26 protein-coding genes are annotated in these 23,620 nt (G+C 54.9%); 17 read left to right on the top strand and 9 right to left on the bottom strand.

The window, feature by feature from the left end:
* The first annotated feature begins 92 nt into the window (after positions 1 to 92).
* From nrdF to WMW72_RS11185, 3 genes are all read left to right on the top strand, one after another.
* The gene (nrdF, locus tag WMW72_RS11195) at positions 93 to 1,055 is read left to right on the top strand and encodes a class 1b ribonucleoside-diphosphate reductase subunit beta (RefSeq protein WP_341415551.1); all 963 of its coding nucleotides are present in this window, start codon (positions 93 to 95) and stop codon (positions 1,053 to 1,055) included.
* A gap of 202 nt (positions 1,056 to 1,257) precedes the next feature.
* Positions 1,258 to 3,666: a DNA topoisomerase 3 gene (locus WMW72_RS11190; RefSeq protein WP_341415549.1), complete on the top strand. Its 2,409-nt coding sequence runs from the start codon at positions 1,258 to 1,260 to the stop codon at positions 3,664 to 3,666.
* Positions 3,667 to 3,720: 54 nt separating this feature from the next.
* Positions 3,721 to 4,128 (top strand): DUF4395 domain-containing protein, encoded by a 408-nt coding sequence (locus WMW72_RS11185; protein WP_341415547.1) that lies wholly within the window; start codon positions 3,721 to 3,723, stop codon positions 4,126 to 4,128.
* 94 nt (positions 4,129 to 4,222) lie between these two features.
* Here the strand turns inward: WMW72_RS11185 and trhA are convergent, their stop codons facing one another.
* Together trhA and WMW72_RS11175 are read right to left on the bottom strand one after the other, a co-directional pair.
* On the bottom strand, positions 4,223 to 4,858 hold the full coding sequence (trhA, locus tag WMW72_RS11180) for a PAQR family membrane homeostasis protein TrhA (protein WP_341415546.1): 636 nt from the start codon (positions 4,856 to 4,858) through the stop codon (positions 4,223 to 4,225).
* 68 nt (positions 4,859 to 4,926) lie between these two features.
* Entirely contained in the window at positions 4,927 to 6,348 is a 1,422-nt protein-coding gene (locus WMW72_RS11175) for an N-acyl-D-glucosamine 2-epimerase (RefSeq protein ID WP_341415545.1), read from the bottom strand.
* Positions 6,349 to 6,461: 113 nt separating this feature from the next.
* On the opposite strand from WMW72_RS11175, the gene WMW72_RS11170 reads away from it, so the two are divergent.
* The 9 genes from WMW72_RS11170 (at position 6,462) to WMW72_RS11130 (ending at position 13,947) form a co-directional block, all read left to right on the top strand.
* Entirely contained in the window at positions 6,462 to 7,625 is a 1,164-nt protein-coding gene (locus tag WMW72_RS11170; RefSeq protein WP_341415544.1) for a CobW family GTP-binding protein, read from the top strand.
* 67 nt (positions 7,626 to 7,692) lie between these two features.
* Positions 7,693 to 8,205 (top strand): Fur family transcriptional regulator, encoded by a 513-nt coding sequence (locus WMW72_RS11165; RefSeq protein WP_423227536.1) that lies wholly within the window; start codon positions 7,693 to 7,695, stop codon positions 8,203 to 8,205.
* Positions 8,206 to 8,576: 371 nt separating this feature from the next.
* Complete coding sequence (locus WMW72_RS11160; RefSeq protein WP_341415543.1) at positions 8,577 to 9,695, top strand: sulfate ABC transporter substrate-binding protein; 1,119 nt, start codon at positions 8,577 to 8,579, stop codon at positions 9,693 to 9,695.
* Positions 9,696 to 9,713: 18 nt separating this feature from the next.
* A complete protein-coding gene (gene cysT, locus WMW72_RS11155; RefSeq protein WP_341415542.1) occupies positions 9,714 to 10,550 on the top strand; it encodes a sulfate ABC transporter permease subunit CysT in 837 nt (278 codons plus the stop codon).
* A 22-nt stretch (positions 10,551 to 10,572) separates the two neighbouring features.
* Positions 10,573 to 11,460, top strand: a complete 888-nt coding sequence (cysW, locus tag WMW72_RS11150; RefSeq protein ID WP_341415541.1) for a sulfate ABC transporter permease subunit CysW — start codon at positions 10,573 to 10,575, stop codon at positions 11,458 to 11,460.
* A gap of 5 nt (positions 11,461 to 11,465) precedes the next feature.
* Positions 11,466 to 12,527: an ABC transporter ATP-binding protein gene (locus tag WMW72_RS11145; RefSeq protein WP_341415540.1), complete on the top strand. Its 1,062-nt coding sequence runs from the start codon at positions 11,466 to 11,468 to the stop codon at positions 12,525 to 12,527.
* A 21-nt stretch (positions 12,528 to 12,548) separates the two neighbouring features.
* A complete protein-coding gene (locus tag WMW72_RS11140) occupies positions 12,549 to 13,382 on the top strand; it encodes an alpha/beta hydrolase (protein WP_341415539.1) in 834 nt (277 codons plus the stop codon).
* A 36-nt stretch (positions 13,383 to 13,418) separates the two neighbouring features.
* Positions 13,419 to 13,634: a YezD family protein gene (locus WMW72_RS11135; protein WP_341415538.1), complete on the top strand. Its 216-nt coding sequence runs from the start codon at positions 13,419 to 13,421 to the stop codon at positions 13,632 to 13,634.
* A gap of 19 nt (positions 13,635 to 13,653) precedes the next feature.
* On the top strand, positions 13,654 to 13,947 hold the full coding sequence (locus tag WMW72_RS11130; protein WP_341415537.1) for an RNA-binding protein: 294 nt from the start codon (positions 13,654 to 13,656) through the stop codon (positions 13,945 to 13,947).
* A 48-nt stretch (positions 13,948 to 13,995) separates the two neighbouring features.
* On the opposite strand, the gene WMW72_RS11125 is transcribed toward WMW72_RS11130, so the two are convergent.
* Complete coding sequence (locus WMW72_RS11125; protein ID WP_341415536.1) at positions 13,996 to 15,282, bottom strand: MFS transporter; 1,287 nt, start codon at positions 15,280 to 15,282, stop codon at positions 13,996 to 13,998.
* A gap of 324 nt (positions 15,283 to 15,606) precedes the next feature.
* Between WMW72_RS11125 and WMW72_RS11120 the strand changes: the two genes are divergently transcribed.
* Positions 15,607 to 16,332, top strand: a complete 726-nt coding sequence (locus tag WMW72_RS11120; RefSeq protein WP_341415535.1) for a transporter substrate-binding domain-containing protein — start codon at positions 15,607 to 15,609, stop codon at positions 16,330 to 16,332.
* Positions 16,333 to 16,564: 232 nt separating this feature from the next.
* Here WMW72_RS11120 and WMW72_RS11115 read toward each other — a convergent pair whose 3' ends face one another.
* From WMW72_RS11115 to WMW72_RS11100, 4 genes are all read right to left on the bottom strand, one after another.
* The gene (locus tag WMW72_RS11115) at positions 16,565 to 16,975 is read right to left on the bottom strand and encodes a VOC family protein (RefSeq protein WP_341415534.1); all 411 of its coding nucleotides are present in this window, start codon (positions 16,973 to 16,975) and stop codon (positions 16,565 to 16,567) included.
* Positions 16,976 to 17,019: 44 nt separating this feature from the next.
* On the bottom strand, positions 17,020 to 18,195 hold the full coding sequence (locus tag WMW72_RS11110) for a M20 family metallopeptidase (protein ID WP_341415533.1): 1,176 nt from the start codon (positions 18,193 to 18,195) through the stop codon (positions 17,020 to 17,022).
* A 165-nt stretch (positions 18,196 to 18,360) separates the two neighbouring features.
* On the bottom strand, positions 18,361 to 18,546 hold the full coding sequence (locus tag WMW72_RS11105; RefSeq protein WP_341415532.1) for a hypothetical protein: 186 nt from the start codon (positions 18,544 to 18,546) through the stop codon (positions 18,361 to 18,363).
* A 181-nt stretch (positions 18,547 to 18,727) separates the two neighbouring features.
* Positions 18,728 to 18,898, bottom strand: coding sequence for a Spo0E family sporulation regulatory protein-aspartic acid phosphatase (locus WMW72_RS11100; RefSeq protein ID WP_341415531.1), 171 nt, complete (start codon positions 18,896 to 18,898; stop codon positions 18,728 to 18,730).
* A gap of 186 nt (positions 18,899 to 19,084) precedes the next feature.
* Between WMW72_RS11100 and WMW72_RS11095 the strand changes: the two genes are divergently transcribed.
* Together WMW72_RS11095 and WMW72_RS11090 are read left to right on the top strand one after the other, a co-directional pair.
* Positions 19,085 to 19,231, top strand: a complete 147-nt coding sequence (locus tag WMW72_RS11095; RefSeq protein ID WP_341415530.1) for a hypothetical protein — start codon at positions 19,085 to 19,087, stop codon at positions 19,229 to 19,231.
* Between the two features lie 205 nt (positions 19,232 to 19,436).
* Positions 19,437 to 20,165: a phosphonate ABC transporter ATP-binding protein gene (locus tag WMW72_RS11090; RefSeq protein WP_341415529.1), complete on the top strand. Its 729-nt coding sequence runs from the start codon at positions 19,437 to 19,439 to the stop codon at positions 20,163 to 20,165.
* A 104-nt stretch (positions 20,166 to 20,269) separates the two neighbouring features.
* Here the strand turns inward: WMW72_RS11090 and WMW72_RS11085 are convergent, their stop codons facing one another.
* The gene (locus tag WMW72_RS11085; protein ID WP_341415528.1) at positions 20,270 to 21,253 is read right to left on the bottom strand and encodes a YpdA family putative bacillithiol disulfide reductase; all 984 of its coding nucleotides are present in this window, start codon (positions 21,251 to 21,253) and stop codon (positions 20,270 to 20,272) included.
* A 118-nt stretch (positions 21,254 to 21,371) separates the two neighbouring features.
* Positions 21,372 to 22,625, bottom strand: coding sequence for an NAD(P)/FAD-dependent oxidoreductase (locus tag WMW72_RS11080; protein WP_341415527.1), 1,254 nt, complete (start codon positions 22,623 to 22,625; stop codon positions 21,372 to 21,374).
* 204 nt (positions 22,626 to 22,829) lie between these two features.
* On the opposite strand from WMW72_RS11080, the gene WMW72_RS11075 reads away from it, so the two are divergent.
* Complete coding sequence (locus WMW72_RS11075; RefSeq protein WP_341415526.1) at positions 22,830 to 23,054, top strand: hypothetical protein; 225 nt, start codon at positions 22,830 to 22,832, stop codon at positions 23,052 to 23,054.
* A gap of 18 nt (positions 23,055 to 23,072) precedes the next feature.
* Positions 23,073 to 23,468 (top strand): spore coat protein, encoded by a 396-nt coding sequence (locus tag WMW72_RS11070; protein ID WP_341415525.1) that lies wholly within the window; start codon positions 23,073 to 23,075, stop codon positions 23,466 to 23,468.
* The last annotated feature ends 152 nt before the right edge of the window (positions 23,469 to 23,620 follow it).

Here is a 23,620-nt window from a genome sequence, read left to right as displayed (position 1 = left end):
CCATCGGATTAAGTTTCACCTGGATTGCCCTAACGGACCAGACATCATGGCTTATATATAGAAACAAGACGTAGAAAGGGGCGCCTGCATTCATGAGCGTCTTCAAAGCAGTGAACTGGAATAGACCCGATGATGATTTTTCGATCACCTTCTGGAATCAGAATCTGATGCAGTTTTGGACAGATGAGGAGATTCCCCTGTCCGACGACAAGATGTCCTGGATTACGCTGAGCGCAGAAGAACGGGATACCTATATGAAAGTACTGGGCGGGCTGACGCTGCTCGATACCGTACAGGGCGGGATCGGTATGCCCAAGCTGCTCGAGCATGTGGAGGGCCTGCAGCGCAAGGCGGTGCTTGGCTTCATGGGCATGATGGAGCAAATTCACGCCAAGTCCTACAGCAGCATCTTCACCACGCTGGCAACAACGGAGGAAATTGACGGCGTGTTCCGGTGGGTGGAAGGGAATCCGCATCTGCAGCTGAAGGCGGAGACCATCTCGCAGTATTACCAGAACATCGATACGCCCAAGGGGCTGTATCTCGCGATGTCTGCGTCGGTGCTGCTGGAAAGCTACCTGTTCTACAGCGGCTTCTTCTATCCGCTCTATCTGGCGGGTCAGGGGAAAATGACGAGCAGCGGCGAGATCATCGACCTGATTCTGCGCGACGAGAGCATTCACGGCTTGTACGTCGGTGTACTCGCCCAAGAGGTTTACGGGAAGCTGTCTGAAGAGGAGCAGGACGAAGCGCTAGAGACCTTGCAAGGCTTGCTGCGCTATCTGCATGCCAACGAGGAGCAGTATACGGAGCAGCTCTATGCTTCGATCGGACTGGCCGATGATGTGAAGGCCTTCCTGCGCTACAATGCCAATAAAGCGATGATGAATCTGGGGCAGGAGCCACTGTTCGAGGATGAGGAGATCAACCCGATCGTGCTGAACGGGATTAGCACCCGGACCAAGCAGCATGATTTCTTCTCCAAGAAAGGCAATGGCTACGTCCGCGCTCTCCATATGGAGACCTTGACGGATGATGATTTCAAGTTTGATTGATCTTGAGCATAGTAGAGGCTCCATGAGGCTTGTGCGGGTGTGTCCTGGACAAGCTGTATGGAGCCTTTCGTGTTTTCTGCGAGGTGTGAAGCCTAAGGTTATGCGTGCTTTCCCTATGGTTTTGAGCAGAACGGACCTCGCCCTCGCCGGAGGGGATATGGTATGCTAAGGAAAGCTACACCATACAAGGAGCGATTACCGTTTGAAAACTCTTATTATCGCCGAAAAGCCTGACATGGGGCGGAATATCGCCGCAGCCATCGAGCCCAAAGCGAAAAATCAGCGAACCTACATCGAGGGCGAGCGCTACGTGATCACATGGGCGATCGGGCATCTCATCGGGCTGGCTGAGCCTGACTTATACGAAGAACGTTATAAAAAATGGAATTTCAATGATCTTCCGATCATTCCCGACAAGTTCAAGCTAGTGCCGAATCCGCGGACGAAGGATCAGCTCAAGGTGATCAAGGAGCTTGCCCAGCGCTGCGATGCGCTGGTGAATGCCTGCGATGCCGGGCGCGAAGGTCAGCATATTTTCTCACTGATCCAGCGTCACCTGAAGCTCAAGCAACCGGTGAAACGTCTCTGGATCTCCGATCTGACGCCGGAGACGATCCGCAAGGGCTTCGCGGAGCTGCGCGACGGTGTGGATTTCGAGCCGCTGACGCGGGCGGCCAAGGCGCGCAGTGAGGCGGACTGGCTGATCGGCATGAACGGCTCGAGGGCATTCACCACGAAGCACCGGGAGCTGTTATCGGTGGGACGGGTCCAGACGCCTGTGCTGGCGATTCTGTATGACCGGCAGAAGGAAATCGAGGCCTTTCAGTCGGCAAAATACTATGAAGTCGAAGCTTGGTTCGCCCAGGAGCCGACGGAATACCGCGGCCTATGGCAGGGCGAGAGGCTGACAGACAAGGAGAAGGCGGAAGCCATCGCCGCCAAGGTCAAGGGCAAGCCGGGGCGGATCGGCAGCTATGAGATCAAGGACAGCCGGGAATATCCGTTCAAGCTGTACGATCTGACGCTGCTGCAGCGCGAGGCCAATGCCAAGTTCGGCTTCTCGGCGAAGAAGACGCTCGATCTGGCACAGGCCTTGTACGAGAAGCATAAGGTTATCAGCTACCCACGGACCAACTCCAACTATGTCACAGAGCAGAATGTACCGGAGATGCACCGCACGCTGGAGCAGTTGAAGCGTACCGAATATGCCGGGCTCGCGGAGCAGGCAGACAAGAAGCTGGTGCACACGGGCAACCGGTCGGTGTGCAACCCGTCCAAGGTAGAGGATCACCATGCGATTTTGCCGACGCATAAGATGCCCGGTACGCTCGCGCCGGACGAGCGCAAGCTGTATGACCTTGTCGTCAAGCGGTTCCTGTCGCATTTCTACCCGCCGGCTCTATACAAGATTCATACGGTGCTGACGGTATGCGAGAACGAGACGTTCAAAAGCACCATCAAGCAGGAGCTCTCGCAGGGTTGGAAGATCGTCTATGCCGGTGATCCGAAGGAGTCTAAGCCCGCAACCCGCGGAGGCAAGAAGGGGGCAGGCGACAAGGACGAGGAAGACGAGTCGGCCGAGCAAGAGATTACAACGCCGTTTACGCTCGATGCGGCGGCGGGTGTCAATTGCCGGAAATCCGCGGCTAAGGAAAAAGAGACGAAGCCGCCCAAGGCGTATACCGAGGGTACGCTGTTGAAAGCGATGGAAAGCGCGGGCAAGCAGATCGAGGACGAGGAGCTCAGGGACGCGATGAAGGACTCCGGTCTCGGTACGCCTGCCACGCGAGCCTCCGTGATCGAGAGGCTCAAGCAGGTCGGCTATGTCGTGATGCAGGGCAAGCGGATCGAAGTTACGATCAAGGGCCGGACCGCCGTCGAGCTCATCCGCGGGGCGGGGGTTGAACTGCTGACCTCGCCGGAGATGACAGGCCATTGGGAACGGCGCCTGAATGAAATAGCCCGTGGATCGGCATCGGACGAAGCGTTCATGCAGAACGTCAAGCGTTTCACCATATCGATTGTCGATAAGGTACGTGCGCAGCGACCGGCCGAGAAGCAGGCATTTGGAACGGAAGCCGAAGCCAAGCAGGAGAAGCCGAAGCGGACTCGAGCGGCCAAGGCTTCCGCTTCAGCTTCTGCCGACCCGGAAACGGGAGGCGGCAAGGCCCCTGCCAAGCGGGGCAAACGCGCGGCGGCAGCCGCGGAACCAGCCGGGCCGAAGCGCACGGGGCGGTCCAAGCAGGCGGTTGCAGAGCCACCAGCACCTGCTCCGGGTCCAGCCGAGCCTGCGGCCAAAGACGGAGCAGCTCCGATGGCAGCGGGTTACACGCCGCTCGGCTTATGTCCGCGTCAAGGCTGTGATGGCCGGATTATCCGCGGCAAGCGGGGTTACGGGTGCAGCGCCTTCAAGTCCGGCTGCTCGTTCGTCATCTGGAAGGATAGCTTCGGAGCATCCTTGACGGATACGGCGGTTGCCTATCTGCTCCGCCATGGGCGAACTGCCCGTATGAGGCTTCAGGACGGCAGCGGGGAATGGATGGAAGGCAGTATCGTGCTAGTGAACCGGAACACCGGAGAACTGGGAATTGAACCGGCGGCAGGCCGATAGCCGGTGTTTTAGCAGGATTGGACTCAAGCTCAAGCGGAAAGGAGGATAACCTGAATGAAGGAAATACCTATCCCGTTGGTGCGGGCGAATCAGGCAGGGATTGTGCTGTTCGTTGTGGCGGCCGTGCTGCTTAAGGCTCCTGTGCTTATTGCTGCGCTGTGGGCGGTTCAAGTGCTCGGACTATGGCGTGGCATCCGAGCGAATGTGTTCGTTCAGCTCGCTGCCCCGTTTCTGAAAAACCGGATCGTCGGGGCGCAGACAGAGGCGCGCGAGCTGCTGCGCTTTAACAACTCGATCGCTGTCAGCCTGCTGACCTTGTCACTGATCGGCTTCTGGCTGGATCGTGACGGCTTGACAGGGTATGTGCTGGCTGGATTGGTCGCCTTGGCGGCACTGATCGCTATTCTGGGCTTCTGCGTAGGCTGCTTCCTGTATTATCAGTGGAAGCGTCTGACGCGCTGAGGCGGCGTCAAGTCGCAGCAGGTTCACTACGACAAACAGTCCGTCGCCTCAGCTTCGAGGTGACGGACTGTTTGTTGTCTGACAAGAGGTTCGTTTAACTGGGCAGTACATAGAAATACACGGAAACGAAGTGACAGATGCTGCCCATTAGAACGAACAGATGCCAGACGGCATGATGGTAGAACAGCCTTTTCCATAAATAAAAGATTGTTCCGAGCGTATACAGGATACCCCCAGCAACAAGCCAGGCGATACCGGGCTCCGGCAGCATCTGCTGCAGTGGCTTGAATGCAAATAACACCATCCAGCCCATGCCTATGTAGAACAGAGTCGACAGAACGTTAAATCGTCCGGTGAAAAACATCTTGAACAGGATGCCCGCCAAGGCGAGTCCCCAGACGATGCCCAGCAGGCTCCAGCCCAGTGTGCTGCGGATGGTGACGAGCAGGAACGGCGTGTAGGTGCCGGCGATCAGCACATAGATAGCGGCATGATCCATAATCTCGAACGTGCGCACCCAGCGTTCCTGACGGGCGCTATGCAGCAGGGTGGAGCATACATACAAGAGCAGCAGCGAAGCGCCGAATATGGCGAAGCTGACGACATGCCAGGCTGTTCCATACATAGCTGACCGGATAACAAGCAGGACGAGGGCGGCCAGGCTGAGCACGGCCCCGATGCCGTGGCTGATGGCATTGGCCCGTTCCTGCTTCAAGATAGCGGCATTCATGACAGGTCACTCCTTTCAAAGTCTATTATAACCCGCTTGCTCCGCTCCAACCAAATCTTAGGCGGATGTCAGCCGATCCAGCCAGGTACGCGGACCCGGTATCCTGGCGGTGTGGTGTGTGACGCCATTCCCTTAAGCAGCCAGCGCTCCGGCGTGTCGCGGATGCCGTCTAACCCCAGGTCGAACTCTCCGGCAGGCCATGCGTCAGACTGCAGCTCCAGCAGCTGTCCATCTGTCTCTACCTTCGGCGGGACGATCTGCTGCCCGGCAGAAGCAGCCTGTCTGGGCGTGAATAGACGCGCTGAGGCTGTGCGTAAGTCCGGAGGGCTGCCGTAGGCTTCGCGGTCTCTGCCTTCGACGATGAAATAAGAAGCCTTCTCCGCTGAAGCTTCATCGATACGCTTGTTGAACTCGACGCGCAATCGATCGGAGCTAAGGCGGACCGCGCGCAGGGGCAGGGGCGGCTCGTCGTACATCCATCTTCCGATGGAATATTCGTAAGCAGTCCAGAACGAATAGCCGAGCCTCCCGGCTTCCGTGGCGAAGTCCTGCAGCCAGGCCGAGCTGCGCCTCATGCGCTTCAGGGAGCCGCTATCCGTCTGCAGTCCTAGCGGCAGCGACGGGAAGGCATGACGGATCGGGGAGGCGAACGGCTCATACCGTCTGGTATAGTCGGCAGGGAGGCGGGAGCGCATCCAGTCGGGCCAGTGCGTCTGCAGGACATGAGCATCCGGCTGCACCAGGCGGATCATCGCCACGGCATCGAGCCCCTGCAGCTCTCGCACGATATCGGCAGCATCCGGTCCGGCGTTCACAGCGACCGACCAGGTCGCCACTCGGATATCGGGGCGAGCGTCCCGAACGCCACCTGCGCCGTTGATCAGCTCGTGGACGAACCGGTTCACGGCGTCCACACGGCATTCGACCCAGAGTGCATAGCGCACCGGGTCCTTCTTATAATAGCGGGGCGAGCTGGTGAGACGGAACTCGGGCAGCTGGCTGCCGCCAAATGAGCGGAAGGCTGCCTGCGCCTGCGGTCCGATATCTCCGTATACGCCGGAGGACAGGCCGTTCCACTCAGGGAAGTAGCACTCAGCGACTTCTACGCCGGTGAATGGGAATCGGCTGATAAGCCGGGTCAGGGAAGTTTTTTTCCAGGCGACATATCCGGGATGGAAGGGGGAGAGGCGCAAATAGCCGTCGTTTACCGGCTTCACGAGCTCCATCTGCCACGCCTCCCAGCCGCTGGGAAGCGGAGCGGACGTGTAGGAGCCGTTGCCTAGGACCATTGCCCATACGTCCAGTCCGCGATGCCGCAGGGCGTGAACAAGCTTGCCGTCAACCTGGCTTTCATCGGTGACGAAATAGCGGACGGCCGTGTAGCCGGCCTGGGCGAGCTCGGCCGCGACGCTATGCGCGCTGCGGTCCGTATAATAGGAAAAGGTAGGATCAATCTGAATCGTGGCCTGAGCCGATAAGGGCGAGTGCATACCCATCATGCCTCCTGCTTTCGAATAACTGAAGCTTTGTCGTAATTCTTACTTTTAATTGACTTTCCTCGCGCTCAAGCATACAATTTGAAGAAAAACGGAGGGAACCTCTTATGTCTACTCATCCTCATACCCAAGCCGATTCACATAAAGCCACACAGGAAGCTCCACATGCAGTCCCTGTTCACATTCTGAGCGGTTTCCTCGGCAGCGGCAAGACGACGCTGCTCACACGGGCGCTGGATTACTATAAATTGAGCGGCCGCAGACCCGCCGTCCTGATGAATGAGCTGGGCGAAGTGAATCTGGACGGGATGCTTCTGCTGGAGGCCGATGTGCCGATGACCGAGATGCTGGGCGGGTGCATCTGCTGCACCGTTCGTGGTGACCTCGGGATGGAGCTCAAGCAATTGATCGACGAGCATCAGCCGGACGTTATCTTCGTCGAGTCGACCGGAGCGGCCAACCCGCTGGAGATGCTGGACGGCGTGACGGACGCTTCTTTGCTTACCCATGTGCGGCTGGCCTCCGTAATCACCGTAGTGGACGCAGCGCAGTTTGCCGAGAAGTCAGTCTCTCCACGCTCCAAGACGTTCCGGCTCATGTCCGACCAGATCCGCTGTGCCACCTTGCTGCTGCTGAACAAAACCGATCTCGTGCCGCCTTCGGAATGGCCTAAGCTGGAAGCGGCTATCCGGGAGCTGAATGCGCATGCTCCGATGCTGCCTACCATTCGCAGCGAGATGGACTTCACCTTGTTCGATGCGATGGATGCAGGGACCACGCCTCAGGTTAGGACGGCCACGGGCTCCTGCTCATGTCACAGCCACTCTCACGGGGAGCATGCACATGAGCATGGGGCAGGGGAGCAGCATGATCCTGCCTGCGGGCATTCTCATCAAGGCCATAGCGAGGATTTTCACCATCAAGATGGCCATAGCCATGAGGGACATGCGCCGCATGAGTCCCATGAGCATGTGATGGCGTACACGCACTATTTCCAAGGGCCGATTGACAGCGAGCAGTTTGAGGCGCTGATCGGACGTTTGCCGGATGATGTTTTCCGGGCCAAGGGTATCCTGCGCTTTACGGATACAGTCAGTCCGTTTCTGTTCCAATATGCCTACCGCCAGATGGATTTCATAAAAATCACGCCGAAGACTTTGGTTCCGAGCGTTGCCGTCTTTATCGGCGAGCATTTCGACAAGTCGGTGCTGACGGCGGAGCTTGCTGCGCTCGAAGCGGCGGTCAGTCCACAGGAGCCGTCCAGTCCTTGACGGACGCTGTTCCGTTAAGGCATTATGAATAGAGATGCGTTAACGAATGCTTAGAGAAGAGGTCGCTATGGATACACATGAGCACAAGCATGAACATGAGCATGAAGCCGGGCACAAGCATGATCACGAGCAGGATACGCAGGAGATGATCCGAGAGATCATCAGCGCTATGTCCGCTAAGGGATGGCGCATTACCGATCAGCGCAAGAGTCTTGCAGCCCTGTTCGCTGAATCGACGGGCTATTTATCCCCCAAAGATGTATATGACTATATGCGAACGTCCTATCCCGGCGTCAGCTTCGATACGGTGTACCGCAACTTGCGCCTGCTTAGCGAGATGGGCGTGCTGGAGCAGATTTACTTGAATGACGGGTTGAAGTTCCGGGCACGCTGCCGGTCACATCACCATCATCATCTGATTTGTGTAAGCTGTGAGAAAACCATTCCGTTCGAGTTCTGTCCGATGAAGCATATGTCTAATTTGCCTCAAGATTTCCGGGTCGTCAATCACCGCTTCGACATTCTTGGTTACTGTGAGGACTGTACGTCGTCAGGAGAATCAAGGGCAAGCGAGGTGTAACGGCAGGACTGTAAAGTGGCTGAATGAACAGAACGACCATCCGATGGAACTTAAGCAGACGCCTTGAGTTTTTCAACCGGAGGACCATCCTGATCATACCTGAAACCTGAATGCTCCGCTTCGGCGCAGCGTTCAGGTTTTTTTCCGTACGTTTCCATAGATTTTTCCAAAAAAACGATTGACAGGACGAAAAGGCGAATGCTAATATACTCCCATAACAAAGTAAGTTTATCGGAATTATAAGTTAGTTACCGGACAAACCGGAGCGCTTATCCGTTGCAAAGACGTACAATTCGAAGGATGCCGTCTAGCAGCCGTAAACTTCATCCAAAAGACGAGTTAGTTTCTTTTAAAAGGGGAGAGAAGTTCTTATGTCAACTTTACAAAAAAGTGCGTTTCGGTCTTTCGGTAAATGGTCTCTGTTCGGGGCACTAACCATATCCTTGGTTGGGCTTACCGCATGCGGCGGTGGAAGCGGAACGAAGAATGGTGGCTCGGGCACAGCGCCTGCACCGGCTCCGGCCGACGGCTCCAAGCCGGCTGTGGCAGCAAAGCCGGCCGTCGAGCTGCTGAATGTCTCCTATGATCCTACTCGCGAATTGTACGTCAATTATAATAAAGCATTCTCCGCTTACTGGAAAAATAAAACCGGTCAAGAAGTTACGATCAAGCAGTCTCATGGCGGCTCCGGCAAGCAGGGACGCTCGGTCATCGACGGTCTGGAAGCCGATGTGACCACACTGGCGTTAGCCTATGACATCGATGCGATCCAAGAAGCCGGCCTGATCAAGGAAGGCTGGCAAAGCAAGCTGAAGGATAACAGTACGCCGTATACGTCCACAATCGTCTTCTTGGTCAAGAAGGGCAATCCGAAGGGGATCAAGGACTGGGACGATCTGATCAAACCGGGTGTCCAGGTCATTACGCCGAATCCGAAAACATCCGGCGGCGCCCGTTGGAACTATTTGGCGGCTTGGGGTTACTCTTATGAGAAGAACAACAAGGACGAGGCCAAGGTGCTCGAGTACATGCAGAAGCTGTTCAAGAATGTGCCCGTGCTGGACTCCGGCGCCCGCGACTCCACGAACACCTTCGTACAAAAGGGAATCGGCGACGTGCTTCTCGCCTGGGAGAACGAAGCGTTCCTGTCGATCAACGAGTTCGGCAAAGACAAATTCGAGATCGTAACGCCTTCGGTCAGCATTCTGGCTGAGCCACCGGTAGCCGTTGTTGACAAGGTCGTCGATAAGAAGGGCACCCGTGAGGTCGCGCAAGCTTATCTGGAGTATTTGTACTCGGAAGAAGGCCAGGAGATCGCAGCGAAGAACTACTACCGTCCGCGTCTCGAATCCGTTGCCAAGAAGTATGAAAATCAATTCGCCAAGGTGAAGCTCTTCACGATCAAAGACGAGCCGTTCGGCGGCTGGACGAAGACGCAGAAGACACATTTCAGCGATGGCGGGACTTTTGACAAGATCTATAAACCGTAACGGGGAGAGACAGCCGGTATGCGAAAAGCTTGGAAAGAGCGCAGTATTTTACCCGGGTTTGGGCTTTCGATGGGTTTTACTGTATTGTACTTAAGCCTCATTGTGCTGTTCCCCTTATCTGCTATTTTTATCAAGACGTCAGGGATGGGATGGACCGACTTCTGGACGACGGTTTCCGACGATCGTGTAATTGCTTCGCTGAAGATCAGCTTTGGAACGGCCTTTGCCGCCGCTCTCGTCAACGCAGTCTTCGGCTTCATCGTCGCCTGGGTGCTGGTCAGGTATACGTTCCCGGGCAAAAAGATCATCGACGCGCTGGTCGACCTGCCGTTCGCCCTGCCTACGGCGGTGGCCGGGATCGCGCTGACGACGATCTACTCTCAGAACGGCTGGATCGGCAAGCTGCTCGAGCCGCATGGTATCAAGATTGTGTTTACACCGCTCGGGATCACGCTGGCACTGACCTTTATCGGTATCCCTTTCGTTGTCCGCACCCTGCAGCCGGTCATTGAGGAGCTGGAGAAGGAAGTCGAGGAAGCTGCGGTCAGCTTGGGCTCCGGCCGCTGGCGCACCTTCCGGACGATCATCTTCCCAGCTTTGTTCCCAGCGCTGCTGACGGGCTTTACACTGGCCTTCGCCCGCGGGGTGGGCGAATACGGATCGGTCGTCTTCATAGCCGGCAATATGCCGATGAAGACGGAGATTGCCCCTCTACTGATCATGACGAAGCTCGAGCAGTACAACTACGCTGGGGCTACGGCCATCGCGCTGGTTATGCTCGTCATCTCCTTCGTGACGCTGTTCGTAATCAATCTGATTCAGTGGCGGGCTAACCGCCGCTTCACGACAGCATAAGTCGCGGGGGAGGAGGACAACTATGGCTGGTTATGTAACGACAACGACTAAGACGGGGACGACGGTTTCAAGCCGTCCTCGCCACATTACGGAGGCGCCGCTCGTCAAATATCTGTTGATCGGGATCGCTCTGCTATTTCTGGGCTTGCTGCTGGTGCTGCCGCTAATCAGCGTATTCGCCGAAGCGTTCCGCAAGGGCTGGGAGGTCTACGTGGCCGCGCTGACCGAGCCGGACGCTGCGGCGGCGATCCGCCTGACCTTGCAGGTCGCTGCGATCGCCGTGCCGCTCAACCTGGTTTTTGGAGTCGCGGCAGCCTGGGCGATTTCCAAGTTCCGGTTCAAAGGCAAGAACCTGCTGCTGACGCTGATCGACCTGCCCTTTGCCGTATCGCCCGTGATCGCGGGTCTGATCTTCGTCCTGCTATTCGGTGCTAAGGGCTGGTTCGGCCCGTTCCTGCAGGGGCATGATATCAAAATTTTATTCGCTCTTCCCGGTATGGTGCTGGCGACCATCTTCGTCACCTTTCCGTTCGTCGCTCGTGAGCTGGTCCCGCTGATGCAGGCCCAGGGCACGCAGGAGGAGGAGGCCGCCGTTACGCTCGGCGCGAAGGGCTGGAGGATCTTCTGGAAGGTTACGATTCCGAACATCAAGTGGGGCCTGCTCTACGGCATCATCCTCTGCAACGCCAGGGCGATGGGCGAATTCGGAGCCGTCTCCGTCGTCTCCGGCCACATCCGCGGCCAGACGAATACGATGCCGCTGCATATTCAAATTTTGTACAATGAATATAATTTTGCCGGATCGTTTGCGATCGCTTCGCTGCTCGTCCTGCTCGCCGTCGTGACCCTGCTGGTCAAGTCGGCCGTCGAATGGAAGCATGCCAGAGAGCAAAGCCGGGGAGGGGAATAAGGCCTATGCATATCGTTGCCAAACACTTGACGAAAAGCTTTGGCAGTTTCCAAGCGACCAAAGACGTCAGTTTCGAGATTGAAAAAGGAAAGCTGATCGGCCTGCTCGGACCGAGCGGCGGCGGGAAAACGACGATTTTGCGGATGCTGGCCGGGCTGGAGGAGCCGGATTCGGGTGATATTCTTTTCCATGGCAAGCGGGTTAACGATGAGCCGCCGCAGGCGCGTGGCATCGGATTCGTCTTCCAGAACTATGCGCTGTTCCGCCACATGAGCGTATTCGACAATATTGCCTTCGGCTTGACGGTTCAGAAAAAAAGCCGGGCGCATATTAAAGAGAGAGTACAGGAGCTTGTCGAGCTGACCGGGCTGAAGGGACTGGAGAAACGTCTGCCCCATCAGCTGTCCGGCGGGCAGCGCCAACGCGTAGCCTTCGCCAGGGCGATTGCTCCCGAGCCGCAGCTGCTGCTGCTGGATGAGCCGTTCGCGGCTATCGACGCCAAGGTCCGCAAGGAGCTGCGAACGTGGCTCAAGGAGATGATTGACCGCGTAGGGATTACGACGATCTTCGTTACGCATGACCAGGAGGAAGCTGTCGAGGTCGCCGATCAGATTATGATCATCCACAACGGCAGGCTGGAGCAGCAAGGGACGCCGATCGACATCTATAAGCATCCGACAACACCTTTTGTCGCTGAGTTTATAGGGGAATCGAATCCGGTTGCGGACATTTCGAATCTAAGAGGCTTCGATGCTCAGCGGGTCCCGGGTGCCAAGGCGATCATCCGGCCTGAATTTATCGAGATTGGACTCCCTGAGGAAATCTCTTTTCCTTCGGCAGCGGAGCACGGGATCGTCAAACATGTTTATTTCCGCGGCATTCACTGGCAGATTGAAGTGGAAGTCGAGGGAAGCCGACTGTTTGCTTACCGGACGCTGGAGCTTCCAGAGCTGCATGTCGGCGACGAAGTGGCGGTATTGATTCACAGATTGTATGTATTCAATGAAAAAGAACAGCTTATACTGGAGAACGGCCTGAAAGTCGATCCGCTACCTGTTCATATTTAATCGGCAAAAGAGGGGACTTCTATGGAACATCACATCACGATTCAGAGCGAAGGCATCGAGCTCGCAGCTACACTTCACTATCCCGCATTCGGCGACGGAGACGGTCAGCGCAAGGCAGATGAGCGGTTGCCCATCGTTATTATCGCGCACGGTTTTGTCGGCACCCGGATAGGTATCGACCGGCTGTTCGTTTTGACGGCACGCGATCTGGCCAGTCACGGGTACATGGTACTCCGCTTCGATTATGGCGGCTGCGGCGAAAGCTCGGGCGACTACGGCGCGGGAGGACTGGACGCGCTGATCGATCAGACGCGCAGCGTCATCGATTATGCGCTGGGCATCGATTGCGTCGATCCGCAGCGGGTCATCCTGCTGGGCCACAGCCTCGGCGGGGCAGTCGCATTACTGACCGCAGCACGGGATAAACGGGTGAAGACGCTCGTTATGTGGTCTTCTGTAGCGTACCCTTTCAACGATATTGTGGGCATTACCGGCAAGAAGGCTTATGAGCAGGCGGTGCAGTCCGGTTCTACCGATTATTTGGGATATTCCCTCAAGCCGGTGTTCTTCGAAAGCTTGACACGGCATCAGCCGTTTGAGCAGCTGCGCAAATTCAACGGGGATGTGCTGCTCGTACACGGGACCTCCGATGAAGTGATACCCGTGGATTATTGCTTCCTCTACCAGAAGCTCTTCTGGCTGCGTAGTCAGGGGCAGTGCGACAAAGAGGTTGTCTTCCAGGCGGATCATACGTATACTGGCGGCCAGGCCAAGGAGCAGTTGATTAGCAAGACAAGGGACTGGCTGCTGGTTCAAGACAAGCGCAAGCAGGATTGGAATGATTGGACGATTTAACAATCTTAATGAAGAGATACCGGAGGGATGATCGATATGGCCAAACCGCTTGATGTTGATGATCTGTGGACGAAACGAATCATTCAAAGTGTGAATGGATTGGAGTACGGAAGCGTACAAATCGTCGTACATGACGGCAGAATCGTACAAATTGAACGCACGGAGCGCAAGCGCTTCGAGTCCGCAGCCGCCGCCGAGGCCCCAGCCAGACGGGCAGTCGCTGAACCGAAGCAGCAGCGCACGAATCCTTAGGCGAAGGGAGCTGGAGCGCATGCTCTTGGAAATAGAGCATCATCTACACCCGGACGTTCAGCTTCCGGATATCCAGTTCGTAACCTACTGCTTTGAGCATTACGGACTGAACCGGGGGATCTACAACACCGTGGACGAATGGTTGTATGAATATGGCATTCGTGATATTATTGCCCGCCGGGGACTGATTGTCGATTTTCTAGAGTCGCTGCAAGGTCCGGATCGCTCACGCGGCAGTTATCTGAAATTCGGCAAAGGCGGATTGACCAGGCAATTATCTGATTTTATAGCAAGTCAAGCGGAAAAACGGTAATTCCCACGTGGAATTACCGTTTTTTCATTATTGGAGCAGGTTGAAGGGTCAAGCAGGATTGCTGCCTTTGGGCAGCTCCGGCTCTGCAGCCTTACCGGAACTAGTGGAGGCTGGGCTGGCTTGGGATTTCTCGGGCTTGACGGCGTAGATTCCGTAGAGCAGGGCGAGCACGGCCAGGGCGCTCAAGCCATAGAACAGAAATTGCGGGAAGCGAACCATGCCGATCGACACGAGCGGCGGACCGAGGGCCACTCCGATAAACCTCATGCTGCTGTACAGGGAGGTGACCGTACCGCGCTGTTCCTTGCAGATGCCTTCGGTAATCAACGCATCCATGCAAGGCAGAGCCGAACCGATGCCTACACCGCCGGTTCCGACAAGAACAAATAACAGCCAGAGCGGATTCGTTCCGATCCATGCGATCCCGACCAGTGAAGCCGCCAGCAGGAACAAGCCGGCGACGGATATCCATTTCATCCGCATCTTGCTTTCCCCAATCCATTTCCCGGTTAAGAAAGAAGAGAGGCAGAGTGCTGACAGCGGAATGGCGAGCAGCGCGCCCTTTGCAACACCGTGTATATTGAACAGCTCTTCCAGCACATTGGATAAATAAAACAAGATGCCGAACAGGACAAGCATCGCGGTAGCCCCGATCGCGAAGATGGCAGCCAGCCAGCGTCCCTCCTGCCTGGCTATGCCGGCCAGCGATGATAGAAAGGATCGGAAGCCGGGCTGTTGTTGCTTCGCATCCTGATCCTTGGTTGGAACTCTAATAAGGAAGGCTACCAGCAGTACGGAAGCGAGACTCAGCACGGGAATGGATAGAAAGACCGCGTACCATGTCCACAGCGCAAGCAGGGAGCCAAGAATTGGACTAAGCACTTTGCCGAACGTATTGGAGGTTTCGATAATACCAAGAGCTCCGCTGACCTCGCGCTCGCTCTTGTACATATCGCCGACCAGCGGCATGACGATCGGGGCCGCTCCTGCAGCGCCTATGCCTTGGACAAATCTTCCGATTAAAATCATCTGATACGTAAAATCACCCGCGAACCAGCTGGCGCTGCCGCACAAGAGACCTCCGATGCCGGTTACGATCAGGCTCGGAATCATAATTTTCTTGCGGCCGAAGCGGTCCGATAAATAACCCGCCAAGGGGATAAGGACAATAGCGACAATGGAATAAACGGTAATCAACAGGCTGATTTGCAGGGAATTCACATGCAATTCCTTCTGCAGAGAGGGAAGTACCGGGATCAGCATCGAATTGCCAAGCGTCATAATCAGCGGCACGGAAGCGGCAGCGATCAAATCTTTGCTTTTACTGGTTCCCATATCAAGTAAGCACCCTTCCGTAGGTCACCATTCTATTGTGCGCGTCAATGTGGTCGCCGGTCATTCCGGTGGACGCTCATACTTGTTTATTTTGATGGGATCAACCCTATTTTATTCATGTACGCTTGCTGGCCAAAGCTTGTCAAAAACAGCCTGTATAAGATAAGGTTGAAGTGAATCGGAAAGGAGAGTTTGCCTATGCTTAAACCATCTATACTTGTATCCTTGCTTCTATGCTCGGTTCTATTACTATCGGCCTGCAAAAGCCAGCCGTCTCCCCCGATTGCTGGTGATGGGGAAAGTCCTACAGGCGCTACAGAAACGGTGAAGATAAATAGGCTGGAGCAAATTAAGAAAAACGGAAAAATTACAGTAGGCACCAGTGCCGACTACCCGCCTTATGAGTTTCATCGGGAGGTCGATAAGAAGGATACGATCGTAGGCTTCGATATCGCGATCGCGGAAGAAATCGCCAAGGAACTCGGGGTCACGCTGGAGTTGAAGGAGATGAAGTTCGAAGGCTTGCTGGCAGCGCTCGAAGCGGGCAGCATCGACTTTGCTATCTCTGGGATGGAACCGACCGAGGAGCGGAAGAAGAATGCAGACTTTACTAAAATCTACTATAAGGCCATTCAGACGGTGTCGATTCGCGATGAAGATAAGGAGAAGTACAAAACGATAGAAGACTTGAAGGGTAAAAAGGTAGGAGCGCAGAAAGGTACGATCCAGGAAACGATCGTGAAGGAACAGCTCCCCCAATCGGAGCTGAAGGCCATGGGAAAGATCTCCGACTTGATCCTGGAGCTCAAGACCAAGAAAGTCGATGCGCTGATCTTGGAAAAGCCGGTTGCGACTTCCTATATGAAAAATAAGGATTTTGTTTTTGCTGATGTCAAGCTCACCGCGGAGGATGCCGGATCTGCGATTGCTGTAAGGAAGAACAGTCCTGAGCTGGTCGAAGCGATGAACAAAACCATCGATAAACTATTGGCGGACAAGTCGATCTATCGATTTGTCGCAGAAGCCAACGAATGGGTGGAGCAGAAGTAGAACTCAGCCTGATCTGCAGCCTTTTAGAACATCTGAATTGAACGATACGGAAATGACTGGGATGCTAAGGCAGCCTGCGCTCTATATGCAACCATCAAAAGCCGAGAACATGAAGAAGCGGACACTGTGTTCAGGTGTCCGCTTCTTCCGCTTTCAATCACGGCTTATTGATTCTTCTCGCTACCTGTCTGAGGGAGCTGCTTTTCCTCGTTGGCTGCCAAGGTCTATGAAGTTAATTCTGAGCCAGGTTTAGCTGCCAGGATACGCCGAACCGGTCGGCGATCCAGGCAAATTTTTCGCTGAACGGATAGGCGGCCAGCGGCATTAACACTTTGCCATCTCGAGACAGTGCCGCGTAGACCCGGTCCAGCTCCTCTTCCGTACCGAATGTGACAAAGATGGAGATCGAAGGTGTGAACGTAAAATCATGCTTGATGCTGCTATCCATACACCGGAAGGCCTGACCATTGAGGGAAAAGGATGCCTGCTGAACGGTACCTTCGGAGCCGGCCTCGTCAGGTCCATACCGGGTAAGGCTGATGATCTTGGAATCCGGGAACAGCGAGGTATACAGATTCATTGCTTCCTCAGCCTGTCCATCAAACATAAGAAATGTAGCGATAGGGGGATGGGCAAGTTCCATGGGTATCTCTCCTTTGGCCTATTAAATTATGGAGACTCCAAAGCTCATGAGCCGCGGCCCGTGCGCCGCAGGAACTGATCTTTGACCGACTGCAGCAGCTCCGGAGACGAAGCGACCTCATAGGCTGTCATCGCCAGCGCCTTCGCCCCCAGCAGCATGCCCTCGTAAGCACGAGGCTGTTGGGCTAGATCACGGAATTCGGGTGTGTGCAGCAGATGCTTTTCGTCGATCACCTTCACGTAAGGGTGAATAGCGGGGCAATGACGGGACACGTTGCCCAAGTCCAGTGAGCCGTGATCCTTGCCGTACTGAATATCCTCATCCCGGATGCCTAAGGCATGCAGCTGACGGGTGAAAGTGTCCGACAAGGCTTCATTGGTGATCAGCTCGTCATAGGAGTACTCATAGTTGGACCAGGTCACCGTACAGCCGGTCTGCAGGGCCGCTCCTTCCGCACAGCGGATCAGCTTGCGGGCCAGATCATCGGTATAGGGACGGTCAGCGGAACGGACATAGAATTGGGCCACGGTATAGTCGGGAATAACATTCGGCGCCTGCCCGCCTTCCTTGATAATGCCGTGAACTCGGGCATCGCTCCGGAGCTGCTGCCTGAGCAAGCCGGTCGATTGGAACAGCAGCAAGACGGCATCCAGCGCATTCACACCCTCATAAGGACTTGCCGCCGCGTGGGCGGACTTGCCTCTGAATTCAAATTGGAGCGCGTCCATCGCCAGAGACTCCCCGGAACGCTCATACGCGTAATAGGGATGGGCCATCAGGGCGATATCCACGTCGTCAAATAACCCTTCGGCTGCCATGGTCACCTTAGCACCCTTGGTTTCCTCAGCCGGAGTCCCGTACACCCGGATCGTGCCTCCGGTTTCCTCGACGACGCTCTGATAGCCGACAGCAGCCGCTAGCCCCATCGCGGCAATCAGATGATGTCCGCAGGCATGGCCGATCTCGGGCAGGGCATCGTATTCGCAGAGAAAAGCCACGACAGGTCCCGGCTTGGAAGAGGTATAGGTCGCAATAAACGCTGTAGGCAGTCCCAGTACGGGCGAGGCGATCTCGAACCCATGACTGCTCAGAGCTTCCTTCAATCTGCTGGAAGCCAGCCATTCCTCATGACCCAGCTCGGGGTGGTTCGCGATAAAGGCGGACAGCTCCTGGAATTCCTGGGCATGCTGGTCGATGCAGGACGTAATTGTAGTATGCATAAGAAGTAGCCTCCTGTAACCACTGAATTGATGTGAGTAGAGCATATACCTTTTATTATAGACGTTGGAAACGTGGGGGGCAATGAAGCAGGGTTCGCTGGATAACCGCTGCTGCAACAAAAAAACCGCCGGATCTGTACCCGGCGGATTCGTTATGAGATAAGCTTATTGCAAATCTTTACGGCGGTCAATAAATTGTTCTTCCATTTGCCTCTTGATCTTGTGCATGGCATCAACTTCCAGTTGATGGTTCTGAGGGAACCGGACGCCTGTCAGGGCAAGGGCTTCGTTCCAAGTCAGCTCAACAGAGATTTTCTTCTCCTGAGCCGGTTGCTGCGCTTCGTAAGACATGGTGCATCGCTCCTTTTAACTTATTGGTGAGTGGTGCATCAGTAAGTGCGGCTATATGGAGTTCGGGGACATCATGTAAGGTATAAACCCTTGATATTCCTTGATTTCAATATAACACATCATGTTATATTTTACAAGCGAGGCTGCAAAAAAAGAGGCGCATTGATCAATGGCCTCTGTTTTACTCGACGCTCTGGTTCATCTTGATTCTTTGGATAGTCAGGACAAGGCGATCGATTTGTTGACTGAGTTCAACCACTTGGGGATCTACAAAGCTGCCTCTTTGTTCAACCAGCAAGTAGAGCTGGATTTGCATTCTCTCCAAGCGACGTTTCAATTCCACTTCTTCCATCTTACCTTACCCAACTCCCAACAAATAAGTTGTCCGTATCTCGCATCATTATAATATGGATTCCTTGTAAAGTTTGTAAATCGTTGTCGAATGGGTAATAATTTTTTTATGACATATTGAAACATATTTCGTATAGCGGATTAGTCTTTGCGGCATATTACAAGCGGAAACGGAGGTGAGTCGGAAATGAGCCAAGAGGAAGGGAAAGCGAGAAACAGCGCGAATTTTAAGGAAAACAAGTTCGTACAGGAAGAAAATCCTGTCCATGCCGGCAAAGCAGCCAAGCGCCCCGCGAGCCTGAACGGCGTATCGAAGGAAAATAATCCGCAATAATGCGTTTGAGCTTGTCAGCAAGATGAATAACTGACCCGCGCACGGCTTCGTGCACGGGTTATTTGCGTCGCGGGAAAACATGGCCAGTGGGGAGCGGGTGGTATTGTGGAGGAAAAACATGCTATAGTTAGGAAAAAGGCCGATCCGCCAGCAATATGAATGAGAACGGATTCAGGCTGTTCGCATAAAGGAGAAATCGCCCGCCATGATCATCGTACGAAACTTATCCAAGACCTACCCGCCCGACCACCGGGTGCTCGAGCGGCTCAGTTTTCAGGCCGACGAGGGCGAGCTCGTCGCGCTGCTCGGTGCCAGCGGAAGCGGCAAGACGACGCTGTTCCGCTGTCTGATGCTCAAGGAGAAATGGGATGACGGGCAATATATTTACGATGGCAAGGATATTACGGGCATCGGTCCATGGGACAAGTTCAAGCTGCGCAACCAGTGGGCGTATCTGGAGGAGAAGCCTCAATTCAATCCTAAGAAATCTGCGCTGAAGAACGTGCTCGGAGCTCTGTTATTCAAAAAATCGGTGTGGCGCTTCATTACGAATTCCGTCTCCCAGGAGGACCATATGGAAGCGATGGATTATCTGGACCGCGTAGGTCTGCTGGACAAGGCTCATGAGCCTGTAGAGAAGCTCAGCGGGGGAGAAAAGCAGCGCGTCGCGCTATGCCGTGCGCTGATCAAGGGTGCCCGGGTTATTTATGCGGATGAGCCGGTATCCGGACTTGATCCCGAAGCGGCCAGCCTTGTCCTGCAGGATTTGCAGACGATCTGCCGCCGGGAGAAGCTGCTGGTGTTCTGCAGCCTGCATCAGGTCGAGCTGGCCGAGAAGTTCGGGTCACGGATCTGGGGGCTTTCGGGCGGCAAATTTGTCGTAGATATTGCAGGACGGCGGCTTACCCAGCGCGAGAAGGAGCTTATTTTTTAACTTATATACAAGTGAACAACCCATCGGATACATGAGAACAAGGCCGGGATACGTCTGCTTCAGACGCGATCCCGGCCTTGAATCGTCAGGCATGGTAAGACAGGCTAATCCAGCTCCTGCTTGGCTGCCAGATCTGCTGCTATCCAGCGGCCGTGCAGACGGCCTGTCTCAATGAATACTTCATTGGCGTTCCGGCCTGATGCTGCTACTCCCGCGATATAAATGCCGGGGACGGTAGTCTCCATCGTCTCGGGGTTATACAGGGGAACCTCATCATCATCCTTAAACTCCGCTCCCAGCGACCTGAGCAGACTGCGGTCGGGGTGGAAGCCCGTGAGCGCCAGCACGAAGTCGTTGGCAATGTCATAGGAGGAGCCGCCAGAGGCGATGGTTACAGTCGAGGTCCCGATACGTATGACCTGTGAGCTGAATTTCATATGGATACGTTCCTTGTTGACCAGGCTTTCGAATGATGGCCGCACCCAAGGCTTGATGACAGGGGAGTAAGTATCGCCCCGGTATACGACCGTTACCTCGGCGCCCGCGCGGTGAAGCTCCAAGGCCGCGTCCACGGCCGAGTTGCTGCCCCCGATCACAGTAACCCGTGTTCCCGCGTACGGATGCGCTTCGCGGAAGTAATGAGTTACTTTAGGAAGCTCCTCCCCGGGGATGCCCAGCAGGTTCGGATGGTCGAAATAGCCTGTCGCTACGATCGCATAACGCGTGCGAATAACCTGAGTATCGCCGCTCTGGTCCACGACGCTCAGCTCGTAGGTGCCGCCCGCTGCACGGCTAATCTCGGTAACGCGATGATACGGACGGACCCGAAGCTTGCGCCTGGCGGCGACGGTCCGATAATAATTCAGGGCTTCGAGCCGGTAAGGCTTGTCATGCGGCGTGGAGAACGGATGGTCTCCGATTTCCAGCAGCTCCGGCGTACTGAAAAATTGCATGTAAGTAGGATACAGATAGATGGAGTGCACGACATTTTCCTTCTCAATAAGAAGCGGATCAATGCCGATCTTCTGCAGCTCCAGTGCGGCAGACAGCCCGCAGGGGCCTGCCCCGATAATAACGACTTTCTCCAAGACTGTTCACCTCGCTGCTGCGGTTCTTTAGGAATAAGTGCTCCAGCACATTCATTTCCATAGTAACCGATCGGGCGCGGCGATTCCAGCATGTCCGGCAGTTCCCTGCTGAAGAACATCATGATGGTTCTGCACCGGAGGAGGACATCGACCGGGTAGGCCTGTCAAAACGAAACAAGGCCGCATCCGGATGCTTGCCGTCTTTCACGAGTCCGGTGACAATTCGTGAGGCGATAGCACTGTAAATCGTCCCGTTCCCTCCATACACCAGAGCAAAGTAACAATGCGGAAATCCTTCCTGCTCTCCAATCAGAGGAAGACCATCATGAGTGCTTCCGAAGGTTGCGGCCCAGGCATAGTCGATGCGCGTCCCCTCCAGCGCAGGGAAGAGTTTGATCGTCTCTGCCAGAAGCTTCTCCCCCTTGGCCTTCAAGCGTCGATCCCGCTCGGCAGGCTCAATGCCGTTAATATCCAGCCCTCCTACAACAACCCGGTTGTCTGCTGTTCGGCGCAGGTACAGAGAGGGTTTTGCCGTTTCCCAGATCAGACATCTGTCGGACCAACCTGCGATGTCACCGCCAGGGATAGGTTCGGTTGCGATGACATAGGTGCTGGTCAGCACAGCATTCGGATTATGTTTGATTTCTTGTGATTCGTAGCCCATTGTCAGCACGGCTTTTTTGGCCTTAATCGTCTTGCCGTCAGTCGTTAGAAAGGAAATACCGTCTTGTCCAGCCGTATGGCTCTGGACCTCTGTATGCTCAAAGACGCGAATACCGCGCCGGCTGGCTGTAAAGGTAAGGGAACGAGCGTAGGCAAACGGGTTAATCTCCGCATTGTCCCGGCTTAGAATTGCCCCTGCCTTCTCAAAGGAGAATCGGGTACGAAGCTCGGCTGAGTCCAGATAACTCACGGGAAATCCGTAAGCGGAGAGCGCAGCGAATTCATCCCTGAGCTTGGCCTCGTCCATAGGGTGCGAGGCATAGTAGAGACTGTCTCTGCGGTAAAAGTCCGGGAAAAGATCAAGCTCTGCAATCACGGCCTCCAGATCGTTGAGCGCTTCAAGGCACATCCGGTAGAAGCCGACGCCTGATTGCTCGCCGAACGTGTGGATGCACGAAGTCAGCATTTTGTCATTGCTGAATTGCAGCAGGCCCGTATTGGCTGACGTGCTGCCGAAGCCAATACGGCGTTTGTCGATAAGCACCGTATCTACGCCGGCTTTTTGCAGGGCGTAGGCACAGGAGGCACCTGCCACGCCGCCCCCGATCACGAGGCATTCACAAGAGATATCTTCCTCGAGCTTGGGATATTCAGGCTTCAGGCTTTTTTGGATATCCACCCAGTAGAGCTGTCCGGATGTCAGATTCATAAGAAGGGCTCCTTCAGCTATAAGAATACATGCAGCGACATATGTAGTATGGAGGGATAACGACCATTTCATTCTTATATAGGGGATAAATTCCATAGGGGCTGGGGCAATCTATGCGAGTAGGGATGGAGGAGAGGCCTATCCGCTCCTTTCATCCGGCAGGAATCAGAGTGATGACAAGCAACAGGGAGAGGAGAGAATTTCATGCATATGCAACCCATGACCTCCAAGGAGCTGGAGTACATCGTAGATTCGATGTCAAATGAAGATTTGCTGATTAAGCACAATGCCGCAGTAGCCGCTAGCATCAAGCTGCCTGCCGCCAGCCAGCTTTGCTCGGAGATGGTATCCATCCACCGCAGACATTATGATTTGCTGCTGCAAAGCCTGTATCAGCATCAGGAAGCTGCTCCAACGCAGCCCCAATAAGGAAGAAAGGTTGATAACATGAACGCCAACTCAAATTTAAATGCTTTTATGCCAGACGGTGACCTGCTTCATACGATTCTCGCCGATCTGAAGCGAACTTGTCGCGAATATACAACAGCCGCAACCGAGGCGAATTGTCCGGCTATCCGCCAGTTGTTCACTCATCTGCTGAATGAAACACTGCAGCTTCAGGGCCGTCTGTATCAATTGATGCAGCAGCATAACCTGTACAGCACATCGTCCTCTGCCCTGCGGCAGGAGATCGACAAACAAGTGCGGGAATATGCCCAGACCGCCCAGGAAACCGCTCAGTTCGTGCAAAGTAAGTCCTACAACCAAGGGTTCCAGGTTCCGCCAGCCTTCACCATCGGACAAGGTCAGAGCGGTAGTGCAACTCACTACTATACGTCTTAGCTGCTTGACACTGATGCGATAGGGTTGGGAGCGGTTGCAGGAATCAATAAAGGTCTGGCCGTGAGGTCAGGCCTCTTGGGGCGCGTATCCATCTTGGAATCTCCCGGCATAAGGCATAACACTAGCAGTCCGATCATAGACTGGTTGCTAGA

Origin of the sequence: Paenibacillus filicis (assembly GCF_038070315.1) — a bacterium.
Lineage (GTDB): Bacteria > Bacillota > Bacilli > Paenibacillales > NBRC-103111 > Paenibacillus_G > Paenibacillus_G filicis.
The sequence above is the reverse complement of the archived record's forward strand: the minus strand, read 5'-3'. Positions and strand labels throughout refer to the sequence as shown.

Bases quoted from the DNA above. Each gene is read 5' to 3' on its own strand.
- nrdF (WP_341415551.1), top strand. From the start codon at position 93: ATGAGCGTCTTCAAAGCAGTGAACTGGAATAGACCCGATGATGATTTT.
- WMW72_RS11185 (WP_341415547.1), top strand. From the start codon at position 3,721: ATGAAGGAAATACCTATCCCGTTGGTGCGGGCGAATCAGGCAGGGATT.
- trhA (WP_341415546.1), bottom strand. From the start codon at position 4,858: ATGAATGCCGCTATCTTGAAGCAGGAACGGGCCAATGCCATCAGCCAC.
- WMW72_RS11175 (WP_341415545.1), bottom strand. From the start codon at position 6,348: ATGCACTCGCCCTTATCGGCTCAGGCCACGATTCAGATTGATCCTACC.
- WMW72_RS11170 (WP_341415544.1), top strand. From the start codon at position 6,462: ATGTCTACTCATCCTCATACCCAAGCCGATTCACATAAAGCCACACAG.
- WMW72_RS11165 (WP_423227536.1), top strand. From the start codon at position 7,693: ATGGATACACATGAGCACAAGCATGAACATGAGCATGAAGCCGGGCAC.
- WMW72_RS11160 (WP_341415543.1), top strand. From the start codon at position 8,577: ATGTCAACTTTACAAAAAAGTGCGTTTCGGTCTTTCGGTAAATGGTCT.
- cysT (WP_341415542.1), top strand. From the start codon at position 9,714: ATGCGAAAAGCTTGGAAAGAGCGCAGTATTTTACCCGGGTTTGGGCTT.
- cysW (WP_341415541.1), top strand. From the start codon at position 10,573: ATGGCTGGTTATGTAACGACAACGACTAAGACGGGGACGACGGTTTCA.
- WMW72_RS11145 (WP_341415540.1), top strand. From the start codon at position 11,466: ATGCATATCGTTGCCAAACACTTGACGAAAAGCTTTGGCAGTTTCCAA.
- WMW72_RS11140 (WP_341415539.1), top strand. From the start codon at position 12,549: ATGGAACATCACATCACGATTCAGAGCGAAGGCATCGAGCTCGCAGCT.
- WMW72_RS11135 (WP_341415538.1), top strand. From the start codon at position 13,419: ATGGCCAAACCGCTTGATGTTGATGATCTGTGGACGAAACGAATCATT.
- WMW72_RS11130 (WP_341415537.1), top strand. From the start codon at position 13,654: ATGCTCTTGGAAATAGAGCATCATCTACACCCGGACGTTCAGCTTCCG.
- WMW72_RS11125 (WP_341415536.1), bottom strand. From the start codon at position 15,282: ATGGGAACCAGTAAAAGCAAAGATTTGATCGCTGCCGCTTCCGTGCCG.
- WMW72_RS11115 (WP_341415534.1), bottom strand. From the start codon at position 16,975: ATGGAACTTGCCCATCCCCCTATCGCTACATTTCTTATGTTTGATGGA.
- WMW72_RS11110 (WP_341415533.1), bottom strand. From the start codon at position 18,195: ATGCATACTACAATTACGTCCTGCATCGACCAGCATGCCCAGGAATTC.
- WMW72_RS11105 (WP_341415532.1), bottom strand. From the start codon at position 18,546: ATGTCTTACGAAGCGCAGCAACCGGCTCAGGAGAAGAAAATCTCTGTT.
- WMW72_RS11100 (WP_341415531.1), bottom strand. From the start codon at position 18,898: ATGGAAGAAGTGGAATTGAAACGTCGCTTGGAGAGAATGCAAATCCAG.
- WMW72_RS11095 (WP_341415530.1), top strand. From the start codon at position 19,085: ATGAGCCAAGAGGAAGGGAAAGCGAGAAACAGCGCGAATTTTAAGGAA.
- WMW72_RS11090 (WP_341415529.1), top strand. From the start codon at position 19,437: ATGATCATCGTACGAAACTTATCCAAGACCTACCCGCCCGACCACCGG.
- WMW72_RS11080 (WP_341415527.1), bottom strand. From the start codon at position 22,625: ATGAATCTGACATCCGGACAGCTCTACTGGGTGGATATCCAAAAAAGC.
- WMW72_RS11075 (WP_341415526.1), top strand. From the start codon at position 22,830: ATGCATATGCAACCCATGACCTCCAAGGAGCTGGAGTACATCGTAGAT.
- WMW72_RS11070 (WP_341415525.1), top strand. From the start codon at position 23,073: ATGAACGCCAACTCAAATTTAAATGCTTTTATGCCAGACGGTGACCTG.